The sequence below is a fragment of the Elioraea tepidiphila DSM 17972 genome (genome assembly GCF_000378465.1).
Taxonomy (GTDB): domain Bacteria; phylum Pseudomonadota; class Alphaproteobacteria; order Acetobacterales; family Acetobacteraceae; genus Elioraea; species Elioraea tepidiphila.
In genome coordinates this window covers 39383-61303 of the sequence record NZ_KB899924.1, presented here as the reverse complement: position 1 = coordinate 61303, position 21921 = coordinate 39383, and the positions used below count along the sequence as shown (strand labels likewise).

Below are 21921 nucleotides of genomic sequence, written 5' to 3'. Positions count from 1 at the left end.
GGAAAGGAGAGGGTCTTGAACGCTCGGCTGTTCGCGCCTGGGTTCAAGGCGAGGCCCTGGTGGTGGGAGGCGGCGGAACCGGTCGCCGCACCGCCCGTGGACCTGCCGGGCGAGGCGGAGGTGGCGATCATCGGCGGCGGCTACACGGGCCTGTCGGCGGCCCTGACGCTCGCGCGGCTCGGCCACCAGCCGGTCGTGCTGGACATGGAGCCGATCGGCTTCGGCGCCTCCTCGCGCAACGGCGGCATGGTGTCCGGTGCGCTGAAGATCGCCTCCGACGATCTCGCGGCGAGGCTCGGGCGCGAGCGTGCCGACCGCCTGGTGCGCGAGGCGGCCGGTTCGTTCGGCTTCCTGGAAGAGACGATCGCGCGCGAGGAGATCGACTGCCACTACCGTCGTTCGGGCCGCTTCGTCGCCGCCTGGACGCGCAAGCACTGGGACGCGATGGCCGCACGTGCCGACTGGCTCGCAGAGATCACCGGCGGCGAAGTGCGCATGGTGCCGCCCGAGCGGACGCGCGAGGAGCTCGGCACCGGGCACTACCGCGGCGGCATGGTGGTGGAGGCCGCCGGGTCGCTGCATCCCGCGCTCTATGTGCAGGGCCTCGCGCGCGCCGCCGCGCGCGCCGGCGCGGTCCTGATCGACCGCACGCGCGTCACGGCGATCGCGCGGCAGGGCGAGACGTTCCGGCTCACGACCGAGCGCGGCACGCTCGCCGCCCGCGCGCTGCTCGCCGCGACCAACGGCTATACCGGCGAGGCGACGCCTTGGCTCGCGCGCCGGCTGATCCCGGTCGGCTCCTACATCATCGCGACCGAGGAGTTGCCGGCCGAGACCATGGCGCGGCTGTTCCCGACGCGGCGCATGATCAGCGACTCCCGTCGCGTGCTGAACTACTTCCGCCCCGATCCGACCTTCACGCGGGTGCTCTGGGGCGGTCGCGCGAGCTTCGGCCCGACCTCGCCCGAGCAGGCGGCGCCCGTGCTGCACGGCTTCATGACCGAGGTGTTTCCCGAACTGCGCGACGTGCGCATCACGCATTCCTGGACCGGCAATGTCGCCTTCACCTTCGACTTCCTGCCGCATCTCGGCGTGCATGAGGGGATACACTACGCGGTCGGCTGCCAGGGTTCCGGGGTGGCGATGCAGACCTGGCTCGGCCATCGGGTCGCGCTGAAGATCGCGGGGGCGGCGAACAGCGAGACCGCGTTCGACGACATGCCGTTCCCGACCCTGCCGCTCTATGCCGGGAGGCCCTGGTTCCTGCCGATCGTCGGCGCCTACTACCGCGCGCGCGACCGGTTCGATCGGCTGGCGGCATGATCGCGCCCGACCTGGTCGTGCTGAACGGCCGCATCGCCACCATGGACGCGGCCGGCACGGAGGTGGAGGCGCTCGCCGTGCACGCCGGCCGCATCGTCGCGCGCGGCAGCACGGCAGCGATGCGCGACCTCGCCGGGGCGGGGACGCGCGTGCTCGACCTGGAGGGGCGGCGCGCGATTCCCGGCATCGTCGACAGCCATGCCCATCCCGACGCCTACGCGATCCGGCTCGCGCGCTGGCGCCTGCTCGAACCCTCGGTCATCCCCGACCGCGCGACCCTGCTCGAGGTGATCGCGCGCGGCTGCGCCACGCTGCCGCCGGGGCGTTGGTTCGCCGGCTATCGGCTGAACGAGAACAAGTCCGGCGGCTATCCGACGCTGGACGAGCTCGATGCGGCCTCGGGCGGGCGTCCGCTGTTCATCCTGCGCACCGACGGGCATCTGGGGCTCGCGAACTCCGCCGCCTTTGCCGCCTGCGGGATTCCCGCCGACGCGGCCGATCCGCCGTTCGGACGGTTCGATCGCCATCCACAGACCGGCCGCTTCACCGGCCTCGTGCGGGAGACCGCCGCGCACGTCTTCCTGAACGCGATCCACGACCAGGACCGCGAGGCCGATATCGCGAGCGGGATGCGCGAGGTGCACGCGCACTGCCTGCGCCATGGCATCACCAGCGTCTACAACAGCCTCACGCCGTCCAAGGCGATCCGCGCTTATCAGCGCATGAAGGGCGACGGCACGCTCGCGGTGCGCACTGGCATCATCGTCTCGGGGCGCGAGGACGGGCTGGTCGAGGCCTTCATCGCGTCCGGCATCCGCACCGGCTTCGGCGATGACGATCTGCGCGTGATCGGCGTCGAGTGGTGCCCGGACTGCTCCACTTCCGGACGCACCGCCGCCTATTGGGAGCCCTATGTGGGCACGCCGATCCCGGGCGAGCCGGTGCCGAACACGGGCATGCTGCTCTACGACGCGGCCGATCTCGCCGCGCGCGCAACCGCAGCGCACAGGGCAGGGCTGCTCGTTATGATCGAGGGGGTCGGCGACCGCGGCATCGACTTCGCGCTCGATGCGATCGAGGCCGCCCTCGCCGCGCACCCGATGGCGGATCATCGCATGCGCGTCGAGCATTGCTGCTACGTCACGCCACCGATCCTGTCGCGGCTCCGGTCGCTCGGCGTGGTCGATTCCTCGGCCACGGGCTTCATGTGGGAGCTGGGCGACGCCTACATCGCCAATCGCGGACAGGCGGCGATGCGCCACATGTGGCCCCACCGCACGCTGATCGACGCCGGCGTGCCCGCCCCCGCGCACTCCGACTTCGCGGTCTGCACCATGAACCCCTGGACCGCCATCCACGCCATGGTGAACCGCGAGACTGACACGGGCGGCGATCTCGACAGGAGCGAGGCCGTCACCGTCAGCGAGGCGATCCGCGCCTACACGCTGCTCGGCGCCTGGTCGGGGCGCGAGGAGGCGTCGAAAGGATCTCTCGAGATCGGCAAGCTTGCGGATGTCACGGTGCTCGACCGCGATCCGTTCGCGATCGAGCCGCGCGGGCTCAAGGATGTTCGGACCGCGATGACCCTGGTCGGCGGCGAACTGCGCTTCGCCGCCTGAGCCTCACGCCGCCGCGACCATCGCCTGCCAGCGGCGCAGGATTTCGGCGTCGTCCAGCACCTCGCGCACGCTCGATACGTACCAGACATGACCGAACGGATCCTCGATCCGCGCCGCGCGGTGGCCGTAGAACTCATCCGAGGGCGGACGCAGCACGCGTGCCCCGGCCGCTTCGGCACGCGCGACCGTTGCGTCGACGTCGTCCACCGTCACCGCGATCGTCACCGGCGAACCGCCGATCGCACGTGGGTCGCGGATGCCCATGTCGGGCCAGGGCTCGGACAGCATCACCAGCGCCGCGCCGATACGGAACTCGGCGTGCGCGACTTTGCCCGACGGGTCATCGAGGCGAAGCCCGGGCCGCGCGCCGAACGCCTCACTGTAGAAGGCGAGGGCGGCCTCGCCGTCGGCGACGGTGAGATACGGCATCACGGTCGGCATCGCGGTTCCCATCCTGCGCTCCTCGATCCTCTGGCGGGCGCATCCTGCCGTGCGCGGCAGGGCGCCCGCCAGCGGCGCTCACGCCGTGCCGCGGCCCCGCTGCACGGGATCGAGATCCCAGGGTGCACGGCTCACCTCGCGCGCGACATCCGCCCGCGACAGGCCGAGATCGCGCAGCAGATGGTCGTCCAGTTCGCGCAGTTGGCGACGCGTGCGATGCGCGACCCAGGCGCGGCGCAGACCGTCCCAGAGGCCGGCCAGCGACGGCACGGCCGGGCTGGCGACGCGGGGGCGGCAGACGGTGCGGGCGGACATCGGGTCACTCCTTCGGGTTGGCGTGGCCGCATCGTCGCGAAGCCGGCGCGGCAGGGCGTCTCGCGGATTGCGCCCGAAGCATCCTGGGTCCGAACCGGCTGCCGGCGATGCGGCCACGGACGAAGAATGGCGCCGGCTAATACATCAGGGAAACGCATTGAAGTGATCCAGCCGATCAGGGATACTCATGGCTCGATGAGGCACCCATGAACGCTCCGACCGGCCTGGATACCGATCTGCTGCGCACCTTCGTGCTGATCGCCGATGGGCGCAGTTTCACGCACGCGGCGGCCGTGGTCGGCCGCACCCAGTCGGCCGTGTCGATGCAGATGCGCCGGCTCGAGGAGCTGCTCGGCAAGCCGCTGTTCCACCGCAACGGCCGCCGCACCGAACTCACCGAGCACGGCCAGTTCCTGCTCGCCCGCGCGCGCGGGGTGGTGAACCTTGCCGACGAGATCGTCGGCGCCTTCCGCGCACCGCGCCTCTCGGGCACGGTGCGCATCGGCGCACCGGACGATTACGCCACACGCTATCTGCCGGACATCCTCGCCCGTTTCGCCGCCACCCATCCCGATGTCGAGGTGGAGGTGCTCTGCGAGCCGTCCGAGGATCTGCGCGAGCGGCTCGACCGCAGCACCATCGACCTTTCCCTGCTGACGGTCGGCTGCGCGCCGGAGAAGGCCGAGATCGTCTGGCAGGGGCCGCTGCTCTGGGTCGGCTCGCAGGATCACCCGGACGTTCACCGGCGCGATCCGCTGCCGCTGGCGCTGAGCCATGTCAACTGCTCGTGGCGGCGCAGCGCGGAGCGCGCGCTCGAGGAGGCGGGCCGCGCCTACCGTGTCGCCTATCGCAGCAACAGCCAGACCGGCCAGCTCGCGGCGGTGCTCGCGGGGTTGGCGCTGACGGTCTGCACGCCCTGCACGCTGCCCGCGGGACTGCGCATGCTGGGCCGCGCCGAGGGCCTGCCGCCCCTGCCGGGCTTCGCGATCGCACTCGCGATCGCGCCCGGTGCGCGCCAGCCGATCGCGGATGCGCTCGGCCGGCACATCAGCGCCTCGTTCCATGCCGAAGCCGTGAGCGAGGGGATCGTCGCACCCGCCGCTTGACCTCGCTCAATGCGACCCTGCCGGCGCGGCGCGACCGTGCCGCGATGGTCGACGACGCGACCTTGATCGCGCGCTGGGACGGGCGCCTGCCGCGCTACACCTCCTATCCGACGGCGGTGCAGTTCCACCCCGGCGTGACGGAGGCGACCGTGCGCGCGTGGCTCGCCGCGCTGCCGGAGGACGCGACGCTGTCGCTCTACCTGCACGTGCCGTTCTGCCGCCGCATGTGCTGGTACTGCGGCTGCAACACCGTGGTGGTGAACCGCGCCGCGCCGGTCGAGGCGTATGTCGACGACCTGATCGAGGAGATCGCGCTCTGGCGCGCCGCGATCGGGGCGCGGCACCGCGTCGCGCACATCCACTGGGGCGGCGGCACGCCGACCGTGCTCGGCGCGGTGCAGTGGCGGCGCGTCGATGCCGCGCTGCGCAGCGCCTTCGCGATCGAACCCGATGCGGAGATCGCGGTCGAGCTCGATCCGCGCACGCTCGCGCCCGGCATGGTGCGCGCGCTCGCCGAGACCGGCGTGACGCGGGTCTCGCTCGGCGTGCAGGATTTCGACCCGGTCGTGCAGAAGGCCGTGAACCGCATCCAGCCGCTGGAGATGGTGACCGATGTGGTCGCGCGTCTGCGCGGGGCGCGGATCGACCGGATCAATCTCGACCTCATGTATGGCCTGCCGCACCAGACCGAGCTGTCGGTCGCGCGCACCGCCCGCCAGGCGCTGGCACTGAATCCCGACCGGGTGGCGCTGTTCGGCTATGCGCATGTGCCGTGGATGAAGCGCCACCAGCGGCTGATCGACGAGGCCGCGTTGCCTGGCGGCGCCGACCGGCTGGCGCAGTTCCGCGCCGCCCTCGCCGTGTTCACCGCGGCGGGGCACGTGGCGATCGGGCTCGACCATGCGGCGCGACAGGACGATCCGCTGGCGGTGGCCGCGCAGGAGGGGCGGCTCCGGCGCACGTTCCAAGGCTACACCGACGACAGGGCGCCGGTGCTGATCGGCCTCGGCGCGTCGGCGATCTCGTCGCTGCCGCAGGGCCACGCGCAGAGCGCGCCGGCGGTGCCGCAGTGGCGCGAGGCGGTGCGCGCCGGGCGGCTGCCGATCGTGCGCGGCATCGAGCCCGACGCCGAGGACCGACTGCGCGCGGCGCTGATCGAGCGGCTGATGTGCGACATGAGCCTCGACATCGGCGCGATCTGCCGCGCGCATGGCGAGACCCCCGGCCGGTTCGCCGACGCGCTGGCGCGCTTCGATGCGATGGCGGAGGACGGGCTGCTGGAACGCGAAGGCTGGCGCATCACCGTCACGTCTCGCGGCCGGCCGTTCCTGCGCGCGATCGCCGCGGTGTTCGACCGTCATCTCGATCCCGGAGCGGTGCGGCACGCGCGCGCCGTATGAGCACCTTGCCCGCGCGCGCTTGCCCTCCTAGCCTGACGCAGACCTGACGGCGCCCGGGACGGCGCCGCAGCCTGCGGAGGGAACGAGGATGAGCCCGATGAGATTGGGCCGGCGGGCGCTGCTCGCGGCGCCCGCGGTTGCGATCGCCGTGCCCTCGCGCGCGCAGGAGACGCGCCCCTTGCGCATCGTCGTCCCGTTCCCGCCGGGCGGCTCGGTCGATCTGGTGAGCCGGATCGTACAGCCGCGCCTGGCCGAACGCCTCGGCCGTGCGGTGGTGATCGAGAACCGCACGGGCGCGTCGGGAATGATCGGCTCGGCGGCGGTGGCGCAGGCCGCGCCCGACGGGTCGACGATCGTCTGGGGCAACATCGCCACGCACGGGATCAATGTCTCGATCTACGAACGGATGGCCTATGATCCGGTGGCGGATTTCGCCCCCGTGACGCTCGCCTGCGCCATTTCCTTCATGCTGGTCGTGCATCCGTCGGTGCCGGCGCGGAACGTGCGCGAGCTGGTGGAGCTGTCGAAGCAGCCCGGGCAGCATCTGACCTATGGCTCGGCCGGCTCGGGGAGCCTGCCGCATCTCTTGACGGAGATGCTGAAGAGCGAGACCGGGGCGCGGCTCGAGCATGTGCCGTTCCGCGGCGGCGGGCCGATGCTGATCGACCTGGTCGCCGGAACCATCAACGCGGTGTTCGCGGATGTGCCATCGCTGCTGCCGCATGTGCGCGCGGGTGCGGTGCGTGCGCTCGCGATCGCCGGAGCGGAGCGGTCGGCCCTGTTGCCCGAGCTGCCGACGGTCGCCGAGACCTATCCGGGGGTCTCGGGGACGGCATGGCATGGCGTGTTCGCCCCGGCGCGCACGCCGCCCGAGACGGTCGCTGCGCTGAACGCCGCGCTGGTGGCGGTGCTGCGCGAGCCCGAGATCCGCGAGCGTCTGCTGGGCCTGGGCGCCGAGCCGATCGCCTCGACGCCCGAGGAGCTGCGACGGTTCCAGGCCGCCGAGATCGCCAAGTGGCGCACCATCGCGCGCGCGGTCGGGGCCAAGGCGGAGTAGCCCGACGGGTCGCGGGTCCATGAGGGGGTCCGGGGGAGGCAAGGCCCCCCGGGCTCAGGTTTTCTTCCGTCGCAACAGCAGGTGCACCGCGCCCGTATTGGCGCGATGCGGATGCGCGAGCGCGAGGATGATCTCGCGCAGGGGCGGCGCGTTCAGCCAGTGCGGCAGCTCCCGCCGGAGCACGCCACCGGTCTCGCCCGTGCCCTTGCCGGTCACGATGGCGACACAGCGCAGCCCCTCGGCCTGCGCGCCGAGCACGAAGCGGCGCACGGCGTCGTGGGCGTCATCCGCGCGGCGCCCGTGCAGATCGAGCGTGCGTTCCGGCCGCGTGCGGCCGCGGCGGAGATCGTCCCAGCGCTTGCGGTCGAGCCCGCCGGGGGCGACGCCGATGGCGAGGTCGGGGGGCGGTTGCGGCGCTGACCTCACCATGCTCCGCTCCGCCGCGCGCGGGATGGCGAGCGCCGTGGCGTCTTCGGGTGCCGTCTCCGGCCGCTGCGGGGGTCCGTCGGGGGGAGGGATCTCCGGCCGCAGCGGCGTGATGCCCGCGGCGGCGACGAAGCGGCGCCAGAGCGACGCCTCCTCCTCGGTCACCGTCCGGCGGCGTCGCGCGGGCGGGATGCGGCCGCGCGGCGGGCGCATCAGGGGACCTCGTCCTCCAGCAGGATCACGTGCAGCTGGCGCGGGCCGTGCGCGCCGAGTTCGAGCGTCTGCTCGATATCGGCCGAGCGCGACGGGCCGGTGATCATCATGACGTTGCGCGGCATGAACGTCGTGCCAATTGGCGTGCTGCCCGCGGCGCCGCGATCGGCGCGGATCAGGTCGAACGCGTCCTCGTAGCCGCCGACGATGCGGCTCGCGCGCAGCACGACGATGTGCGTGTCGGGCAGGATGTTCAGCGTGGTCGGGTGATCCGGGCCGGAGAGCATCAGCATCGTCCCGGTCTCCGCGACCGCAGCGAAGCAGGGTGTCACCGAGACCGGATCGGTGGGTTCGGCGCGGCCGAAGGCGACGCGCAGCATCGGCCGGTCCGACCACGGCAGTCGTTCCAACAGGGGATCGGGCGCAACGCGAAGCTCGGCCGGCAGGTTGCGCTGCGCGAGATACTCGGCGATCAGGCAGGGAATCTCGGCCTCCGAGGCCGCGCGCGCGACCGTGCCGTACTCCTTCTCGAGCTCGGCGACGAAGGTCTCGATCCGCCGTTCGCGCGGCGTGCGCCCGCGCTCGGGCACGAGGTTGCGCGGATGCGCCTTCAGGCGGTCAAGCAGGCCCGCGGCGATGCTGTCGGGCAGCGCGTCGCGCCTGAGCCCCCGCCGGATGCGGCCGAGGATACGCGCGCGTGCGTCGGCTCCCTGCTCCATCAGACGAGACCCTGGCGCTTCAACCGTGCGTAGCGAGCGTGGAATGTTTCGCCTTCCGGCGCGGGCATGTCGCGTCCCGCCGTCCAGCCCTTGGCGAGCGGCAGCCACGAGAACCGACCGCGGCGCCGGCCGAGCAGGCCGAGCGCGCGCATCGCGAGCCGCGTGCTCAGGCGATAGACGCCGGGCCGCTTGGCGAACCAGGCCCAGAGTCCGAGGCCCATGCGCGCGGCACCCGGCGTCAGATGCCGCTCGAACTCGCGCTCGCGCCAGTGCCGCATCATCTTCGGCAGCGGGATCTTCATCGGGCAGACGCTTTCGCAGCGGCCGCAGAAGGTGGACGCATTGGGCAGATGCCCCGCCTTGTCCACGCCGATCAGCGAGGGCGTCAGCACCGAGCCCATCGGACCGGGATACACCCAGCCATAGCTGTGCCCGCCGACGGAGCCGTAGACGGGGCAGTGGTTCATGCAGGCCGCGCAGCGGATGCAGCGCAGCATGTCCTGGAACTCGGTGCCGACCATGTTGGAACGGCCGTTGTCGAGCAGCACGACATGGTACTGCTCCGGCCCGTCGCGGTCCTCGGGGCGGCGCGGGCCGGTGGAGAAGGTGACGTAGGTCGAAAAGTCCTGGCCGACGGCGCTGCGCGCGAGCATGCGCAGGATCACACAGGCATCCTCGAGCGTCGGCACGACCTTCTCGATACTCGCGAGCGCGATGTGCACCTTGGGCAGGGTCTGGGTGAGATCGCCGTTGCCCTCGTTCGTCACGATCACGGAACTGCCGGTCTCGGCGATCAGCATGTTGGCACCCGTGATGCCGACATCAGCGGCGAGGAAGCGGTCGCGCAGCACCTCGCGTGCCTCCGCCATCAGGTCGCGCCGCTCGCTGAACACACGGTCCGCCGGGAGCTTCGTGTGGCTCTTCTTGAAGGCTTCGATCCAGTCCTCGCGGTTCAGGTGGAAGGCCGGGCCGATGATGTGGCTCGGCGGCTCCTTGCGGAGCTGGAGGATGTACTCGCCGAGATCGGTCTCCACCGGCTGGATCCCGGCCGCCTCGAGGTGCTCGTTCAGCGCGATCTCCTCGGAGATCATCGACTTGCCCTTGGTGACGGTCTTCGCCCCGACCGAGCGGCAGATCTCGAGCACGATGCGCCGAGCGTCCTCCGCCGTTTCGGCCCAGTGCACGTGACCGCCCTGGGCTTCGACCGCGCGCGCGTAGGCGTCGAGGTAGAAGTCGAGATGCGCGATCGTGTGGTTCTTCAGGTCGCGGCCGATCTCGCGGAAGCGTTCGAACTCGGGGAGTGTGGCCACACCCTTGGCGCGCTTCTCGATGAAGCGCGGCTTGACGTTGGCGAGCGCCTTCTGGAGCCCCGGATCGTTGAGAGCCCGGGCGGCGTTCTGCTTGAAGGCGGGCGAGGTGGTCAGCATGAGCAATCCTTGAAGCAACGTGCGGGGGACCACGCTGGTCCCCCACACCCCCCTGCATCCGGGGGGCGCTTCCGTTGGTCGCGGCCCGCGCCCCGACCACCGGGAGGGGCGCCCTCCAGGGGGGGCGCGGGGGGCCTTGCGGCGCAGCCGGCAAGGGCGTGAAGAAAACACTGGGGGACCACGGTGGTCCCCCCAGACCCCCCTCCGCTACCGAAGTGCGCTGCGCGCCTCGTTGGCCTGGGGGTGGGGGGGGGGGGGGGGGCGGGGGGCCTTGCGGCCCCCCGCCTCTACACGGTTGCCTTGGCGGTCACAAACCCCCGCGTGGCATGCGGACAATCGCCATGAACCTTCGGACACGTGCGCGCGCCGCGGAAACTGCACAGGCTCCGATCGCTCCCCCGCGCGCGCCGTACCAGTGCTGCGAGCGAGGCGACGAACCCGGCGTCGCTGTTCTGCGCGGGCGCGCGGAAATACCCCGGCACGCCGAACTGCTCGGCCTCCTCGCGGTACTCGACGTCGAGTTCCACCAGGGTCTCGCTGTGCTCGGAAACGAAGGCGATCGGGACCACGAGGACGGCCACCTTGTCCGCGCCCGCCCGCCTGAGCTCGTCCTCGGTCGAAGGGCCGATCCAAACCTGCGGCGTCACGCGCGACTGGTAGCAGACCACGTGGTCGAGTTCGGGCACGTCCATGGCCGCGGCCACCGCGGCGACCGTCTGCTCCACCTGCCACTGATAGGGATCGCCCGCCTTGACGATGCTCTCCGGCAGGCCGTGCGCGCTGAACAGCACGCGCAGCGGGACCGCGGGGTCGAGCGCCGCCCGCGCGTCATCGTAGGCCCGGCGCGCGATCGCCGCGGTCGCGCCGACGAAGGCGGGATCGGAGTGGTAGCAGCAGACCACCCGGGTTGGCGCGACCAGCCCCGCGCGGGCGGCCGCCTCACGCCAGGCATCCAGCGACGATCCGGTAGTGGTGGTCGAGAACTGCGGATAAAGCGGCAGCAGGATCACCTCGTCCGGTCCCCACGCTTTGACCGCGCGCGCCGCCTCGTCGCTCATCGGATGCCAGTAGCGCATGGCGATGAAGCACTTGGCGGTCATCTCGGGCGCGAGTGCCGCTTCCAGCGCGCGCCCCTGCTCCTCGGTCAGTTCGAGCAGCGGCGACTTCCCGCCCAGGATCTCGTAGTTCTCGGTCGCCGGCGCCAGCCGCTTGCGGGTGATCAGCCAGGCCAGCACCTGCCGGATCGGCGCCGGCGCGCGGATGATCGCGCGGTCGGAGAACAGGTTGTAGAGGAACGGGCGCACGGACTCGATCCGGTCCGGTCCGCCGAGGTTGAACAGCACGATCGCCACGCGCGGGCTGGCCCGCGCCGGCTTCGGCCGGTCCATCAGCTCGAGCGTCGTCGCAGTCTCCATAGGCGCCACCTCTTACTCGTTCGCCGGAAGTGGGATCAGCTGCCCGTGCGTCCAGCCCGTCACGCCGCAGACCTGACCATCTCGACCAGCGCGGCCACATGCTCGGGCGGCGTCTGCGGCACGATCCCATGCCCGAGATTGACGATCCAGGGCCGGCCCGCGACCGCCTGCATCAGCGAGCGCACCTCCTCGGCGAGGGCATCACCACCAGCGACCAGCGCCATCGGATCGATGTTGCCCTGGCCTGGCATCCCTGCCGGCAGCTCCCGCGCCGCCCAGGATGCGGGCATCGCCGTGTCGATGCCGACCGCCTGTACGCCGGCCGCCTCGGCATAGGCGCGGAGCATCGGCCCGGCGCCGCGCGGGAACCCGATCAGCCCCACGGTGGGGAAACGCGCCCGTAGCGCGGCCGCGATGCGCGCGGTCGGGGCGACTACCCAGCGCCGGAACTGCCCGGGCGAGAGCACACCGGCCCAGGAATCGAACAGCATCAGCGCCTCGGCACCGGCCTCGGCCTGGGCGGACAGGTAGTCGATCGTCGCCTCCTCCAGTCGCGCCACCAGCGCGCCGAACAGGGCGGGCTCGGCGAAGGCCATCCGCCTCGTCTCGGCGAAGTCGCGCGACCCGCCACCCTCGACCATGTAGGCCGCCACGGTGAACGGCGCGCCGGCAAAACCGATCAGCGCGGTCGCCGGCGGCAAGGCACCGCGCAGGCGCCGGACCGTCTCCATCACCGGCGCCCAGACCTCGCGCGCCCGAGCGAGATCGAGCGCCTCGACCTGCGCGGCACCAGTCACGCGGTCGAGCACCGGCCCCTCGCCGGTCTCGAAGCGTACGCCATGGCCGAGCGCGTAAGGCGGCACCAGGATGTCGCTGAACAGGATCGCCGCATCGAAGCCGAAGCGCCGGATCGGTTGCAGCGTGACCTCGGTCGCGAGCTTCGGCGTCAGGCAGAACCGGAGGAAGTCGGGCGCGCGCGCCCGCACGGCCCGGTACTCCGGCAGGTAGCGGCCGGCCTGGCGCATCAGCCAGATCGGCGCTGGCCGCACGACCTCGCCCGAGAGCGCGGCGAGGAACGGCTTACGGGTGATCGTCGTCGTCTCCATGCACAGACACCCTGACTGTTCGATCCTAAAAAGAGAAGTGTGGTGACAGTGGTAGATGTTGTGGATCATGGGGAACCACGGTCGGCCCGAGGCCATCCACAGAGCGGTCCACAGGGCGATGGTGGCTTCGGGCGGGCTCCGGGCGCCGGTTCCGGCGTGCCATGCCCTTGATCCCCGCGTCTCCTGTCGGCATCGTCCCCTGTACCGTCCGGATGCCGCAGGCTGCACCTTCTCGGCGTGACCGATCGGCCGGTGCGGCCCCGGGTGGACGTTGTCCCCAGGTCCAACAGCGATCCACAGGCGGGCCAGCTTCGCATCATGTCCAGCAGACGGATCGACCTGCATCTGATCTCCGACGCCACCGGCGAGACCTTGAACAGCCTCGCCCGTGCCTGTCTGAGCCAGTACGAGGGCATCGCAGCGGTGCAGCATCGCTGGCCGTTGATCCGCAGCCGGTTCCAGCTCGACCGGGTTCTGGACGGCATCGAGCACGAGCCCGGGCCCGTGCTCTACACGCTCACCGATCGCAGCCTGCGCGCCGAACTGGAGAGCTTCTGCCAGCGGCTCGGCCTGCCGGCGGTGTCGGTGCTCGATCCGACGCTCGACATGCTGACCGCGTATGTGGGCACCGCGAGTGCGGGCAAGCCTGGGCGGCAATACGTGCTGGATGCCGACTATTTCCGCCGGATCGACGCGATGCATTACGTGCTCGCGCATGACGACGGCCAGGGCGAGGAAGGAATCCTGGAGGCCGATGTGATCCTGGTCGGCGTGTCGCGCAGCTCGAAGACCCCGACCAGCTTCTATCTGGCCAACCGTGGCATCAAGGCGGCCAATATTCCGCTCATCCCGGGCGTGCCTCCGCCGGCGGTGCTGGACCGCGCCGAGCGGCCGATCATCGGCCTCACCATCGCGGTGGAGGCGCTGATCGAGATCCGCCGCCACCGGCTGAGCATGATCGGCGCGCCCCGCACCCATGTGGCTGAGAGCGCGTACATCGATCCGGAGGAGGTCAAGCGCGAGTTGGTCGCCGCCAAGCGGCTCTGCGCGGCGCGCGGCTGGCCGGTGATCGACGTCACCCGGCGGTCTATCGAGGAGACCGCCACCACCGTCATCCAGCTCATGGAGACCTGGGAGCGGCGCCGGGCCGAGGGCGCACGGCCGACCGGCCCCTCGCCGTGAACGGCCTGCTGCAGGCGGAGGCCCCGCCGCTGGTGCTCGCGTCCGGTTCGGCCACCCGTGCGGCGCTGCTGCGCGCCGCCGGGCTCGCCTTCGAGACCGCGGCGCCCGGTGTGGACGAGGCGGCGATCAAGGAGAGCGCGCGCGCCGACGGGCTCGATCCGGCGGAGTGCGCCCTGCTGCTCGCCGAGCTGAAGGCGCGGCGCATCAGCGAGCGCCAGCCGGGCGCGCTCGTGATCGGCGCCGATCAGATCCTGGTCTGCGGCGAGCGCTGGTTCGACAAGCCGACGGACCGTGCGGGCGCGCGCGAGCAGTTGCGCGCGCTCGCCGGCCAGCGCCACACGCTGGTCACGGCGATCCTGTGCCTGCGCGGCGGGGTGCGCGTCTGGCAGCATGTCGCCACGCCCCGTCTCGTGATGCGCGCCCTGAGCGATGTCGCCATCGACGCCTACCTTGATGCCGTGGGCGAGGCGGTGACGCGGAGTGTCGGCGCCTACCAGGTGGAAGGGCTCGGCATCCGTCTGTTCTCGGCGATCGAGGGCGAGCACGGGGCGATCCTGGGCCTGCCGCTCCTGCCGCTGCTGGGCTTCCTGCGCCAGCACGGGGTGCTCACGGACTGATCGCGCCCACCCATGCGCGCTGGTGATGACGGTGCGGCGGCGATCCGGTCTTTACCGTGCCGCAATCGGTCGCGGATACTGTCGTATCGTGTCGGCGACCGTGAGCACGACCTGCCACCCATGAAGCCCGTCATCGGGATCTCCTGCTGCGTCAAGCCGTTCGGCATCTTCGCGACACCGAACCACGCGGCGTCCGACACCTATATCCGCGCCGTCGACCTGATCGTCGGCGGGCTGCCCTGCCTGATCCCGGCGATGGGCGAGCGGGCGGACGTGCATGCCTGGCTGGGCATCCTGGACGGGCTGGTGCTCACCGGCAGCCGCAGCAACGTCGAGCCGGCCCGCTATGGCGGCCCGCCGCACCCTGACGGCACGCCCGAGGATCCGGCGCGCGATGCCGTCACCCTGCCGCTGATCCGTGCGGCGGTCGCCGAGGGCGTGCCGCTGCTCGCGATCTGCCGCGGGATGCAGGAACTGAACGTCGCGCTCGGCGGCACGCTCGACCAGCGCATCCAGGACCTGCCGGGTCGGATGGACCATTCGACACCGTCGGAGCAGGCGCTGCCGGCGGTGCGCACCGGCAAGGCGCATCGTGTCGCGATCCGGACGGGTTCGCCGCTGGCCGCCATCGTCGGCGGACAGCACCTTGCGGTGAACAGTCTTCACAATCAGGGGATCGCCGTCCTCGCCCCCGGGCTGCGCGTCGAGGCGACGGCGCCGGACGGCACGATCGAGGCGGTGATGCTGCCGGGCGCGCCCGGCTTCGCGCTCGGCGTGCAGTGGCATCCGGAGTACGATTTCGAGACGGATGCGGCCAGCCGCGCCATCTTCGAGGCGTTCGGCGCGGCCGCCCGCGCGCGGGCAGAGGCCCGGGCCGGGCAGCGGAGCGTGGCGCTGGCCGCCGAATAGGACCCGGTCGCGGCCGCCCCCGTGCGACGCACAAAGAGGGGCTGTAGCATCCCGCACGAGTCGGTTATGGTGCCGACTGGAGACGAACCGGATAACACCCGCGCAGGCAGGCTCACCCCTTGGACGACGACATCCCCGAAGGCGCTTCGCTGGAAGCGCCCGTGAAGTTCTTCAATCGTGCGAAGGGCTTCGGCTTCGTGACCCTGCCCGACGGGCAGGACGTGTTCTTCCACGTCAGTTCGCTGACCCCGCTCGGGCTGACCGCAGTGGACCAGGGCGACGTGCTGGTCTGCGAGGTCGGCGAGGTGCCGCGCGGCCGGCAGGTCACGCGCATCCTCGAGGTCAAGCACGGGGCCGCGCCGATCCCCGAAGGCGGCGATCGTCCGCCGCGCCGCGAGTTCGGCGACCGTCCGCCGCGGCGCGACTTCGGCGATCGCCCGCCGCGCCGCGACTTCGGTGGTGGCGGCGGGTTCGGTGGCGGTGGCTTCGGCGACCGTCCGCCGCGGCGCGAGTTCGGCGACCGTCCGCCGCGGCGCGACTTCGGCGGCGGCGGGTTCGGCGGCGGCATGGGCGATCGTCCGCCGCGGCGCGAGTTCGGCGCACGCCCCTTCACTCCCGACGGTCCGTCCGAGATCGTTGCCGGCACGGTGAAGTTCTTCGACGTGCGCAAGGGCTTCGGCTTCATCGTGCCGGAGAACGGCACGGATGTGTTCGTGCCGCTGCGCGCGCTCGGCGCGATCACGCCGGAGAGCCTGACGCCCGGCCGTCGCGTCAAGGCGACCGTGGTGACGGGGCCGAAGGGTCGCCAGGCGCTCAGCGTCGAGGTTCTGTAGCGCTCCCCGCGCGCAGGACCGCGCGCAGGAGCGGGTTCGGGAAGCGCCGGCTCAAGGTGATCCCGTAGAAGGTCTCGGTCAGACCGGGGACCACGCAGAGTTCGCGCAGCCGCCCGCTCGCCAGTTCGTCGCGCACCACGACCGGGGGCACGAGCGCGAGGGCAGGGCTCTCGCGCGCGAACAGCCGCAGCATCGCCATGTCGTCGATCTCGGCCAGGATGCGCGGCCGCACGCCCGCCTGTTCGACCAGCAGGTCGAAGGCCGTGCGCAGCGCCGATGCCGGCGAGGGCAGCACCATCGGCGCCCCGTCGAGGTCGGCGGGAAACCGGAACCGCCGCCGCCGCGCCCGGCCGACGAGGCTGACCGGCTGCTGGTCGAGCAGCAGGCTCTGCCACGGCGTCTCGGCGTCCCGGGGCATCGGCGCATTCGACAGCACGAGGTCGAGCTGATGCGCCGCCAGCTGCGCCAGCAGCTCGGCGAGGCCGCCTGAGCGCACGACCAGTTCCACGTCCTCCCGACCGATCAGCGGACCGAGCAGCCCGAGCTGGAAGTTCCGCGAGAGCGTCGCGACGGCGCCGATGCGCAGCACCTGTTGCGCCGCCGCCTGGCCCTTGAGCCGGGCGACGAGGTCGTCGCCGGTGCGGAAGATCGTCTCGGCATGGTCGAGCGCGATGCGCCCTGCTTCCGTGAGCTTCAGCGTGCGGCCGGTGCGTTCGAACAGCGGATGGCCGAGCGCATCCTCGAGGGCGCGCAGTTGGATCGACAGCGCGGACGGGGCGACGTTCAGCCGCCGCGCCGCGCCGGTCAGGCTGCCCTCGCGGGCGATCGCGCGGAAGTAGCGCAGGTGGCGGTAGTTCAGGGCGGGCATGGATCGTTCGCTTCTGTAGAACGCATCGGATCATACATTGAATTTTTCCTGAAGCACTGGTCGGTGTACGGGGCGTGGCGTCAGCCCCGGTCCGGATTCCCCGCCATGCCCGATGCCTTGCCCAGCCTGCTCGCTCTGATCGGCCCGCTCGTCTGCGTCGCCGTGGCCCTCCTGCCGCGTCGCGCCGCCGGCGGCCGACCGCTCCTCGGCGTGCTGGCGCCGGCCGCAGGGTGGGTCGCCCTCGCCGGCGCGCTCGCGGCCGCCGTGGCACTGCTGGCCGGCGCGGACGGCACGCAGGGCGCGGCGGCGCGGCTCGCGCGGCTCGATGCGCTGTCGGCGACCATGCTGCTGCTGGTCGCGGGGCTCGGCCTCGTCGTGCTGCGCTACAGCCGCACCTATCTGGACGGACACCCGCGGCGCGACGCCTTCCTCGCGGATCTCGCGCTGACCGTCGGCGCGGTGCAGGTTCTTGTCGTCGCCGGCGACCTGGTGCTGCTCGCGGCCGCCTGGATCGCCACGAGTCTCGCCCTGCATCGGCTGCTGGTCTTCTTCCCGGAACGAACGCAGGCGCAGCTCGCCGCGCGCAAGAAGTTCGTGCTCAGCCGACTGGGCGATCTCTGCCTGATCGTCGCCATCGCGATCCTGGCGAGCAGCATCGGCGCGACCTCGCTCGAGGCTGTGCTGGCTGCGGCGCGGCAGGCCGGGGCCAGCGGCGTCGTGCCGGATGGGCTCGCCGTCGCCGCGGTGCAGATCGCCCTCGCCGCCGTGATCAAGTCGGCCCAGGCGCCGTTCCACGTCTGGGTGCCGGAGGTCATGGAGACGCCGACGCCGGTTTCGGCCCTGCTGCATGCGGGCATCGTCAACGCCGGTGGCTACCTGGTCATCCGCCTTGCCGATGTCGTGCTGCTCAGCGACCCGGTGCTGCTGCTGCTCGCCGCGTTCGGCGCCGCGACCGCGCTGTTCGGCGCGGCCGTGATGCAGGCGCAAACCGGGGTCAAGGTCGCGCTCGCCTGGTCCACCATCGCTCAGATGGGGTTCATGACCCTGCAATGCGGCCTCGGGGCGTTCCACGCCGCCTTCCTGCACATCGTCGCGCACGGGCTCTACAAGGCCTACGCCTTCCTCGCCGCCGGGTCGGTGGTGCGCGAGCCGGCCGCATGGACCGAGGCGCCGCGCCGGCCGGCCCGGCTCGCGCTGTGGCTCGGTGTCGCGGCGCTCGCGGTGCTCGGCGGCGCCGCCGTGCTCGGCGTCGATCCGATCGCCGCGCCCGGGCCGGTGCTGTTCGGTCTCGTCCTGGCCTTCGGCCTCGTGCATCTGGTCTGGCACGCCTCGGCGGGCGGGTCGGATCGGGCGGCCCTGGCGCGCGGCGTCGCGATCGCCGCCGCGGTCGCGCTCGGTTTCGTCGTTGCCCAGACCGCCGCCGCCCTGCTGCTCGCCGAGGTGGTGCCTGTCGGCCCCGGCGGCCCGGTCGCGGCGGTCGTCGCGGCCGCCCTCGGCCTCGCCGCCGCATTGCTCGTGCTCGGCCAGGCCGAGCTGCCCCATCGCGCCGCCGACCCGCGCTGGCAGGCCGCCTACGTGCATCTCGCCTCGGGCCTCTATCTCGACGTGCTGGCGAACCGCCTCGCCCGCCGCCTGCTGCTTCCCGCCGCCAAGGAGCCTGCCGCATGGACGCCGTGACCTTCGCGCCGACCCTCTCGGCTGAGTCCGAGGAGGAGACCGCCCTCGCCCTCGACCGGGCGGTCGAGACCGCCTGTTCGCGCATCGCGCCCCTCTGGCCGCTCGACAGCTTCGTCGCCGTCAACCCGTTCCTCGGCGTCGCCGATCTGCCCTTCCCGGCGGCGGTCCCGGCGATGGCGGTGACGGCGGGCGCGCGGATGCTCATGCCGCGCCGCTACTGGCAGGGACGGATCGCGGCGGGTGCCATCACGCGCGAGGACATCGCGACGGCGCTCGCGCGCCTCGGCATGGCAGCGGAGCCGGACGGGATCATCGCCGCGGCATCGGCGGAGGCGCCACCGCTGCCGGAGCCCCTGCCGCTCGTTTCCGACCTGCTCGCCGAGCACGCCGGGCTGCCGCCACGGCTGCTCGCCGATCGGATCGCGCACTGGTGCGCCGCCTACTGCGATGCCGGGCAGGCGGGGTGGCGCATGCCGTGGCGGGACCGGCCGCTCTACGCGGCCTGGCGTGCCGCGGCGATGCACGACCGGGCGCCGGAGCGCGCCGGGCTGGCGGGCTTCCGCGCGGCCCTGGCGGCACTGCCCGCGGAACCTCTCGCGGCGATCGCCGCCGCCTGCGATCGCCTGGGCGTGACCGGGTCCGCAACGACCAACCTGATGCACCGCGCGCTCGCCGATCTCGCAGGCTGGGCGGGCTACCTCCGGCAGCGGGACTGGACCGCGCGGCTGCGCGGGGAGCCTTCGGCCGAACTGAAGGAACTGCTTGCGGTGCGTCTCGCAGCGGAGGCGGCGGCGCTCGACTGCGCGCCGCCCCCGGCCGCGCGTGCCTGGAGGACGGCGCTGCGGCGCTACGGCGAGGCGGTGGCGGACGCGGACCGCAGCGTCGATCTCGTCCTGCTCGAGGCGGCGGAGGTCGCCTTCCAGCGGCGTCTCGCGCGGGGCCTCGGCCATGCCGGCCCGGCGCGCGGGCGCGCGGAGGCGCAGGCGGTGTTCTGCATCGACGTCCGCTCCGAGGTGTTCCGTCGTGCGCTGGAAGCCGTTGCGCCAGGGGTCGAGACGCTCGGCTTCGCCGGGTTCTTCGGCTTCGCCATCGAGGTGACGCCGTTCGGCGGCGGTCGGGCGCGGGCGCAGTGCCCGGTCCTGCTCGCGCCGGCGGTGCGGATTTGCGAGACGGTGGCGCCGGGTGCCGACGAGTCCGCCGCCCGCGCCCGCCTCGGCCTGCGCCAGCGTCTCGCCGCCGCCTGGGCGGCGTTCCGCTCGGGCATGGTCTCCGCGTTCCCCTTCGTGGAAAGCCTGGGCGTCACCTATGCCGCCAGGCTGCTGCGCGCGGGGTTCGCGCCACCCGCGCCGCCGCTGACCTCGGCCTTCGCGCCGACGATCGCGCCGGGTCACGGCCCGGCCGGCCGGAGCGGTCTCGCGACCGCGGCCCGGATCGACGCGGCCGAGGCGGTTCTGCGCGCGATGTCGCTGACCGAGGGGTTCGCCCCGCTGGTGCTGCTGGTCGGCCACGGTGCGGGCACGACCAACAACCCGCACGCCGCATCGCTCGATTGCGGCGCCTGCGGCGGTCATACCGGCGAGGCCAATGCGCAGGTCGCTGCCGCGGTGCTGAACGATCCGGCCGTGCGGGTCGGCCTCGCCGGCCGCGGCATCGCCATCCCCGAGGACACCGTGTTCCTCGCCGGGCTGCACGACACCACCACGGATGATGTCGTGGTGTTCGAGGAGCGGCCGCTGTCGGTACCGCACCTTGAAGCCCTGCAACGCCTGCGCGCGGCGCTCGCCGCCGCCGGCAGCCGTGCGCGGGCGGAACGGGCGGGCGCGCTCGGCCTCGCCCCGGGCCAAGGGATCGACCGCGCGGTGCGCCGGCGCGGCCGCGACTGGGCCGAGGTGCGGCCGGAATGGGGCCTCGCCGGCAATGCCGCCTTCATCGCCGCCCCGCGCGCCCTGACGCGGCAGGCCGTGCTCGACGGCAGGGTGTTCCTGCACAGCTACGACCATCGCGCGGACCGCGACCGGTCGGTGTTGGAGTTGATCCTCACCGCGCCGGTGATCGTCGCCTCCTGGATCAACCTTCAGTACTACGGGTCGTCGGTGGACAACGCCGCCCTCGGCAGCGGCGACAAGGTCCTGCACAACGTGACCGCGCGGGTCGGCGTCGCCCTCGGCAATGGCGGAGACCTTCGGCCTGGCCTGCCGTTCCAGTCGGTGCACGACGGCCGGCGGCTGGTGCACGAACCGCTCCGGCTCTCCGTGTTCGTTGCCGCGCCGGTCGAGGCGATCGACGGCGTGCTCGCGAAACACGACGGGCTGCGCGCGCTCGCCGACCATGGCTGGCTGCACCTGTTCGCGCTCGACGATGCGGGCGGCGTGGCGGCGCGCTATCGGGGCGGGCTCGCGTGGGAGGCGCGGCCCTTCGGGTAAGCGCTTCGCGCCGCGGGGCAGCGCGTGCTAACGGAGGGCATGCGCCGCCGCCGCCTCGTCGCCCTGTTCGCCGCTTCGCTGCCCCTCGCGGGGGCGCGCGCGCAGACCGGGCCGCAGCCGGTGATCGAGCCGCTCGAGGATCTCGTCATCGTCACGCGTGACGGCACGCGGCACCGCTTCCGCGTCGAGGTCGCGCGCACGGCCCAGCAGCAGACCGTCGGGCTGATGTTCCGCCCTTCGGTGCCGGCGGATGGCGGGATGCTGTTCGACTGGGGTGCGCCGCGCGAGTCGAGCATGTGGATGCGCAACACCATCGCCTCGCTCGACATGCTGTTCATCACCCAGGAGGGGCGGGTGCACCGGATCGCCGAGCGCACCGTGCCCTACAGCCTCGCGCCGATCGACAGCCGCGGTCCCGTGCGCGCGACGCTGGAGCTTGCGGCCGGTACGGCCGAGCGGCTCGGCATCCGGGTGGGGGACCGTGTCGAGCACCCGATCTTCGGGGCGGCGCGTTAGGTCGTTGCGGGCTTCAGGCGATCTCCGATCATTGATTGAGCGCGACGAAACGGCTGGCTATCCTTGCCGTTGCGGTCCGTCCCGGCGGTAGCGCGGCTCCTGCCGGCGGCAGGACGGCAGACGCGGGAGCCCATTCATGCCCGAGCCAACCTCGCTCAGCGACTGGATCGACGAGGTCAAGAAGTCGACGGAATACAAGGCCATCAGCCTGGCGTTCGAAGCTGCATCGTTTCTGAGCAAGGCGTATGACGCGCTGAAGAAGGTGTTTTTCCAGACCCGAGTACGGCAGAGCTGATCCAGCAGGCAGTACAGCAGATCATTCGCGCCTT

At 72.3% G+C, this 21921-nt stretch carries 21 protein-coding genes; 13 read left to right on the top strand and 8 right to left on the bottom strand.

All coding sequences use genetic code 11. The annotated features are described in order from the left end of the window. Positions 1 to 15: 15 nt before the first annotated feature. Together F563_RS0112700 and F563_RS0112695 are read left to right on the top strand one after the other, a co-directional pair. Positions 16 to 1323 carry an NAD(P)/FAD-dependent oxidoreductase gene (locus F563_RS0112700; RefSeq protein WP_019015054.1) on the top strand — a complete coding sequence of 436 codons (1308 nt, stop codon included), beginning with the start codon at positions 16 to 18 and terminating at the stop codon, positions 1321 to 1323. Then, complete coding sequence (locus F563_RS0112695; protein ID WP_019015053.1) at positions 1320 to 2942, top strand: amidohydrolase; 1623 nt, start codon at positions 1320 to 1322, stop codon at positions 2940 to 2942. Before F563_RS0112700 ends, F563_RS0112695 begins: the two co-directional genes overlap by 4 nt. 3 nt (positions 2943 to 2945) lie before the next feature. Here the strand turns inward: F563_RS0112695 and F563_RS0112690 are convergent, their stop codons facing one another. Beyond that, the gene (locus tag F563_RS0112690; protein WP_019015052.1) at positions 2946 to 3395 is read right to left on the bottom strand and encodes a VOC family protein; all 450 of its coding nucleotides are present in this window, start codon (positions 3393 to 3395) and stop codon (positions 2946 to 2948) included. A 66-nt stretch (positions 3396 to 3461) separates the two neighbouring features. Further along, positions 3462 to 3698: a DUF1127 domain-containing protein gene (locus F563_RS0112685; RefSeq protein ID WP_019015051.1), complete on the bottom strand. Its 237-nt coding sequence runs from the start codon at positions 3696 to 3698 to the stop codon at positions 3462 to 3464. Positions 3699 to 3904: 206 nt separating this feature from the next. Here F563_RS0112685 and F563_RS0112680 point away from each other — a divergent pair, with 206 nt between their 5' ends. The 3 genes from F563_RS0112680 to F563_RS0112670 all read left to right on the top strand — a co-directional run bounded on the left by F563_RS0112680 (position 3905) and on the right by F563_RS0112670 (position 7261). Then, positions 3905 to 4804, top strand: a complete 900-nt coding sequence (locus tag F563_RS0112680) for a LysR substrate-binding domain-containing protein (protein WP_019015050.1) — start codon at positions 3905 to 3907, stop codon at positions 4802 to 4804. Further along, positions 4801 to 6204, top strand: coding sequence for an oxygen-independent coproporphyrinogen III oxidase (hemN, locus tag F563_RS0112675; protein ID WP_019015049.1), 1404 nt, complete (start codon positions 4801 to 4803; stop codon positions 6202 to 6204). Before F563_RS0112680 ends, hemN begins: the two co-directional genes overlap by 4 nt. Positions 6205 to 6292: 88 nt before the next feature. Then, positions 6293 to 7261: a Bug family tripartite tricarboxylate transporter substrate binding protein gene (locus tag F563_RS0112670; protein WP_026299550.1), complete on the top strand. Its 969-nt coding sequence runs from the start codon at positions 6293 to 6295 to the stop codon at positions 7259 to 7261. Positions 7262 to 7315: 54 nt separating this feature from the next. Here F563_RS0112670 and F563_RS0112665 read toward each other — a convergent pair whose 3' ends face one another. The 5 genes from F563_RS0112665 to hemE all read right to left on the bottom strand — a co-directional run bounded on the left by F563_RS0112665 (position 7316) and on the right by hemE (position 12567). Beyond that, on the bottom strand, positions 7316 to 7900 hold the full coding sequence (locus F563_RS0112665) for a Smr/MutS family protein (RefSeq protein WP_019015047.1): 585 nt from the start codon (positions 7898 to 7900) through the stop codon (positions 7316 to 7318). Continuing rightward, positions 7900 to 8619 carry a LutC/YkgG family protein gene (locus tag F563_RS0112660; protein WP_019015046.1) on the bottom strand — a complete coding sequence of 240 codons (720 nt, stop codon included), beginning with the start codon at positions 8617 to 8619 and terminating at the stop codon, positions 7900 to 7902. The genes F563_RS0112665 and F563_RS0112660 overlap by 1 nt, the downstream gene beginning before the upstream one ends. After that, the gene (locus F563_RS0112655) at positions 8619 to 10046 is read right to left on the bottom strand and encodes a LutB/LldF family L-lactate oxidation iron-sulfur protein (protein ID WP_019015045.1); all 1428 of its coding nucleotides are present in this window, start codon (positions 10044 to 10046) and stop codon (positions 8619 to 8621) included. The genes F563_RS0112660 and F563_RS0112655 overlap by 1 nt, the downstream gene beginning before the upstream one ends. Positions 10047 to 10333: 287 nt before the next feature. After that, positions 10334 to 11461, bottom strand: a complete 1128-nt coding sequence (hemH, locus tag F563_RS0112650; protein WP_019015044.1) for a ferrochelatase — start codon at positions 11459 to 11461, stop codon at positions 10334 to 10336. Between the two features lie 59 nt (positions 11462 to 11520). Then, complete coding sequence (gene hemE, locus F563_RS0112645; protein ID WP_019015043.1) at positions 11521 to 12567, bottom strand: uroporphyrinogen decarboxylase; 1047 nt, start codon at positions 12565 to 12567, stop codon at positions 11521 to 11523. A gap of 318 nt (positions 12568 to 12885) precedes the next feature. Here hemE and F563_RS0112640 point away from each other — a divergent pair, with 318 nt between their 5' ends. The 4 genes from F563_RS0112640 (at position 12886) to F563_RS0112625 (ending at position 16108) form a co-directional block, all read left to right on the top strand. Continuing rightward, a complete protein-coding gene (locus tag F563_RS0112640) occupies positions 12886 to 13749 on the top strand; it encodes a pyruvate, water dikinase regulatory protein (protein ID WP_019015042.1) in 864 nt (287 codons plus the stop codon). Further along, positions 13746 to 14366 (top strand): Maf family protein, encoded by a 621-nt coding sequence (locus tag F563_RS0112635; protein WP_019015041.1) that lies wholly within the window; start codon positions 13746 to 13748, stop codon positions 14364 to 14366. Before F563_RS0112640 ends, F563_RS0112635 begins: the two co-directional genes overlap by 4 nt. A 120-nt stretch (positions 14367 to 14486) precedes the next feature. Further along, positions 14487 to 15275 (top strand): gamma-glutamyl-gamma-aminobutyrate hydrolase family protein, encoded by a 789-nt coding sequence (locus F563_RS0112630; protein ID WP_019015040.1) that lies wholly within the window; start codon positions 14487 to 14489, stop codon positions 15273 to 15275. Between the two features lie 119 nt (positions 15276 to 15394). After that, positions 15395 to 16108, top strand: a complete 714-nt coding sequence (locus tag F563_RS0112625; protein ID WP_026299549.1) for a cold shock domain-containing protein — start codon at positions 15395 to 15397, stop codon at positions 16106 to 16108. Here F563_RS0112625 and F563_RS0112620 read toward each other — a convergent pair. Continuing rightward, positions 16089 to 16976 carry a LysR family transcriptional regulator gene (locus F563_RS0112620; RefSeq protein WP_026299548.1) on the bottom strand — a complete coding sequence of 296 codons (888 nt, stop codon included), beginning with the start codon at positions 16974 to 16976 and terminating at the stop codon, positions 16089 to 16091. The two genes, F563_RS0112625 and F563_RS0112620, sit on opposite strands and share 20 nt — an antisense overlap. A gap of 105 nt (positions 16977 to 17081) precedes the next feature. Here F563_RS0112620 and F563_RS22480 point away from each other — a divergent pair, with 105 nt between their 5' ends. The 4 genes from F563_RS22480 (at position 17082) to F563_RS24860 (ending at position 21887) form a co-directional block, all read left to right on the top strand. Continuing rightward, positions 17082 to 18653 carry a proton-conducting transporter transmembrane domain-containing protein gene (locus tag F563_RS22480; protein WP_019015039.1) on the top strand — a complete coding sequence of 524 codons (1572 nt, stop codon included), beginning with the start codon at positions 17082 to 17084 and terminating at the stop codon, positions 18651 to 18653. After that, complete coding sequence (locus F563_RS0112610) at positions 18641 to 21076, top strand: YbcC family protein (protein WP_019015038.1); 2436 nt, start codon at positions 18641 to 18643, stop codon at positions 21074 to 21076. Before F563_RS22480 ends, F563_RS0112610 begins: the two co-directional genes overlap by 13 nt. A 39-nt stretch (positions 21077 to 21115) precedes the next feature. Continuing rightward, positions 21116 to 21592 carry a DUF192 domain-containing protein gene (locus F563_RS0112605; RefSeq protein ID WP_019015037.1) on the top strand — a complete coding sequence of 159 codons (477 nt, stop codon included), beginning with the start codon at positions 21116 to 21118 and terminating at the stop codon, positions 21590 to 21592. A 136-nt stretch (positions 21593 to 21728) separates the two neighbouring features. Next, a complete protein-coding gene (locus F563_RS24860; RefSeq protein ID WP_019015036.1) occupies positions 21729 to 21887 on the top strand; it encodes a hypothetical protein in 159 nt (52 codons plus the stop codon). The last annotated feature ends 34 nt before the right edge of the window (positions 21888 to 21921 follow it).

Excerpts from the sequence above, each read along its gene's own strand:
- F563_RS0112695 (WP_019015053.1), top strand. The coding sequence starts at position 1,320 with ATGATCGCGCCCGACCTGGTCGTGCTGAACGGCCGCATCGCCACCATG.
- F563_RS0112690 (WP_019015052.1), bottom strand. The coding sequence starts at position 3,395 with ATGGGAACCGCGATGCCGACCGTGATGCCGTATCTCACCGTCGCCGAC.
- F563_RS0112685 (WP_019015051.1), bottom strand. The coding sequence starts at position 3,698 with ATGTCCGCCCGCACCGTCTGCCGCCCCCGCGTCGCCAGCCCGGCCGTG.
- F563_RS0112680 (WP_019015050.1), top strand. The coding sequence starts at position 3,905 with ATGAACGCTCCGACCGGCCTGGATACCGATCTGCTGCGCACCTTCGTG.
- F563_RS0112670 (WP_026299550.1), top strand. The coding sequence starts at position 6,293 with ATGAGCCCGATGAGATTGGGCCGGCGGGCGCTGCTCGCGGCGCCCGCG.
- F563_RS0112665 (WP_019015047.1), bottom strand. The coding sequence starts at position 7,900 with ATGCGCCCGCCGCGCGGCCGCATCCCGCCCGCGCGACGCCGCCGGACG.
- F563_RS0112660 (WP_019015046.1), bottom strand. The coding sequence starts at position 8,619 with ATGGAGCAGGGAGCCGACGCACGCGCGCGTATCCTCGGCCGCATCCGG.
- F563_RS0112655 (WP_019015045.1), bottom strand. The coding sequence starts at position 10,046 with ATGCTGACCACCTCGCCCGCCTTCAAGCAGAACGCCGCCCGGGCTCTC.
- hemH (WP_019015044.1), bottom strand. The coding sequence starts at position 11,461 with ATGGAGACTGCGACGACGCTCGAGCTGATGGACCGGCCGAAGCCGGCG.
- hemE (WP_019015043.1), bottom strand. The coding sequence starts at position 12,567 with ATGGAGACGACGACGATCACCCGTAAGCCGTTCCTCGCCGCGCTCTCG.
- F563_RS0112640 (WP_019015042.1), top strand. The coding sequence starts at position 12,886 with ATGTCCAGCAGACGGATCGACCTGCATCTGATCTCCGACGCCACCGGC.
- F563_RS0112630 (WP_019015040.1), top strand. The coding sequence starts at position 14,487 with ATGAAGCCCGTCATCGGGATCTCCTGCTGCGTCAAGCCGTTCGGCATC.
- F563_RS0112620 (WP_026299548.1), bottom strand. The coding sequence starts at position 16,976 with ATGCCCGCCCTGAACTACCGCCACCTGCGCTACTTCCGCGCGATCGCC.
- F563_RS22480 (WP_019015039.1), top strand. The coding sequence starts at position 17,082 with ATGCCCGATGCCTTGCCCAGCCTGCTCGCTCTGATCGGCCCGCTCGTC.
- F563_RS0112610 (WP_019015038.1), top strand. The coding sequence starts at position 18,641 with ATGGACGCCGTGACCTTCGCGCCGACCCTCTCGGCTGAGTCCGAGGAG.
- F563_RS0112605 (WP_019015037.1), top strand. The coding sequence starts at position 21,116 with ATGCGCCGCCGCCGCCTCGTCGCCCTGTTCGCCGCTTCGCTGCCCCTC.
- F563_RS24860 (WP_019015036.1), top strand. The coding sequence starts at position 21,729 with ATGCCCGAGCCAACCTCGCTCAGCGACTGGATCGACGAGGTCAAGAAG.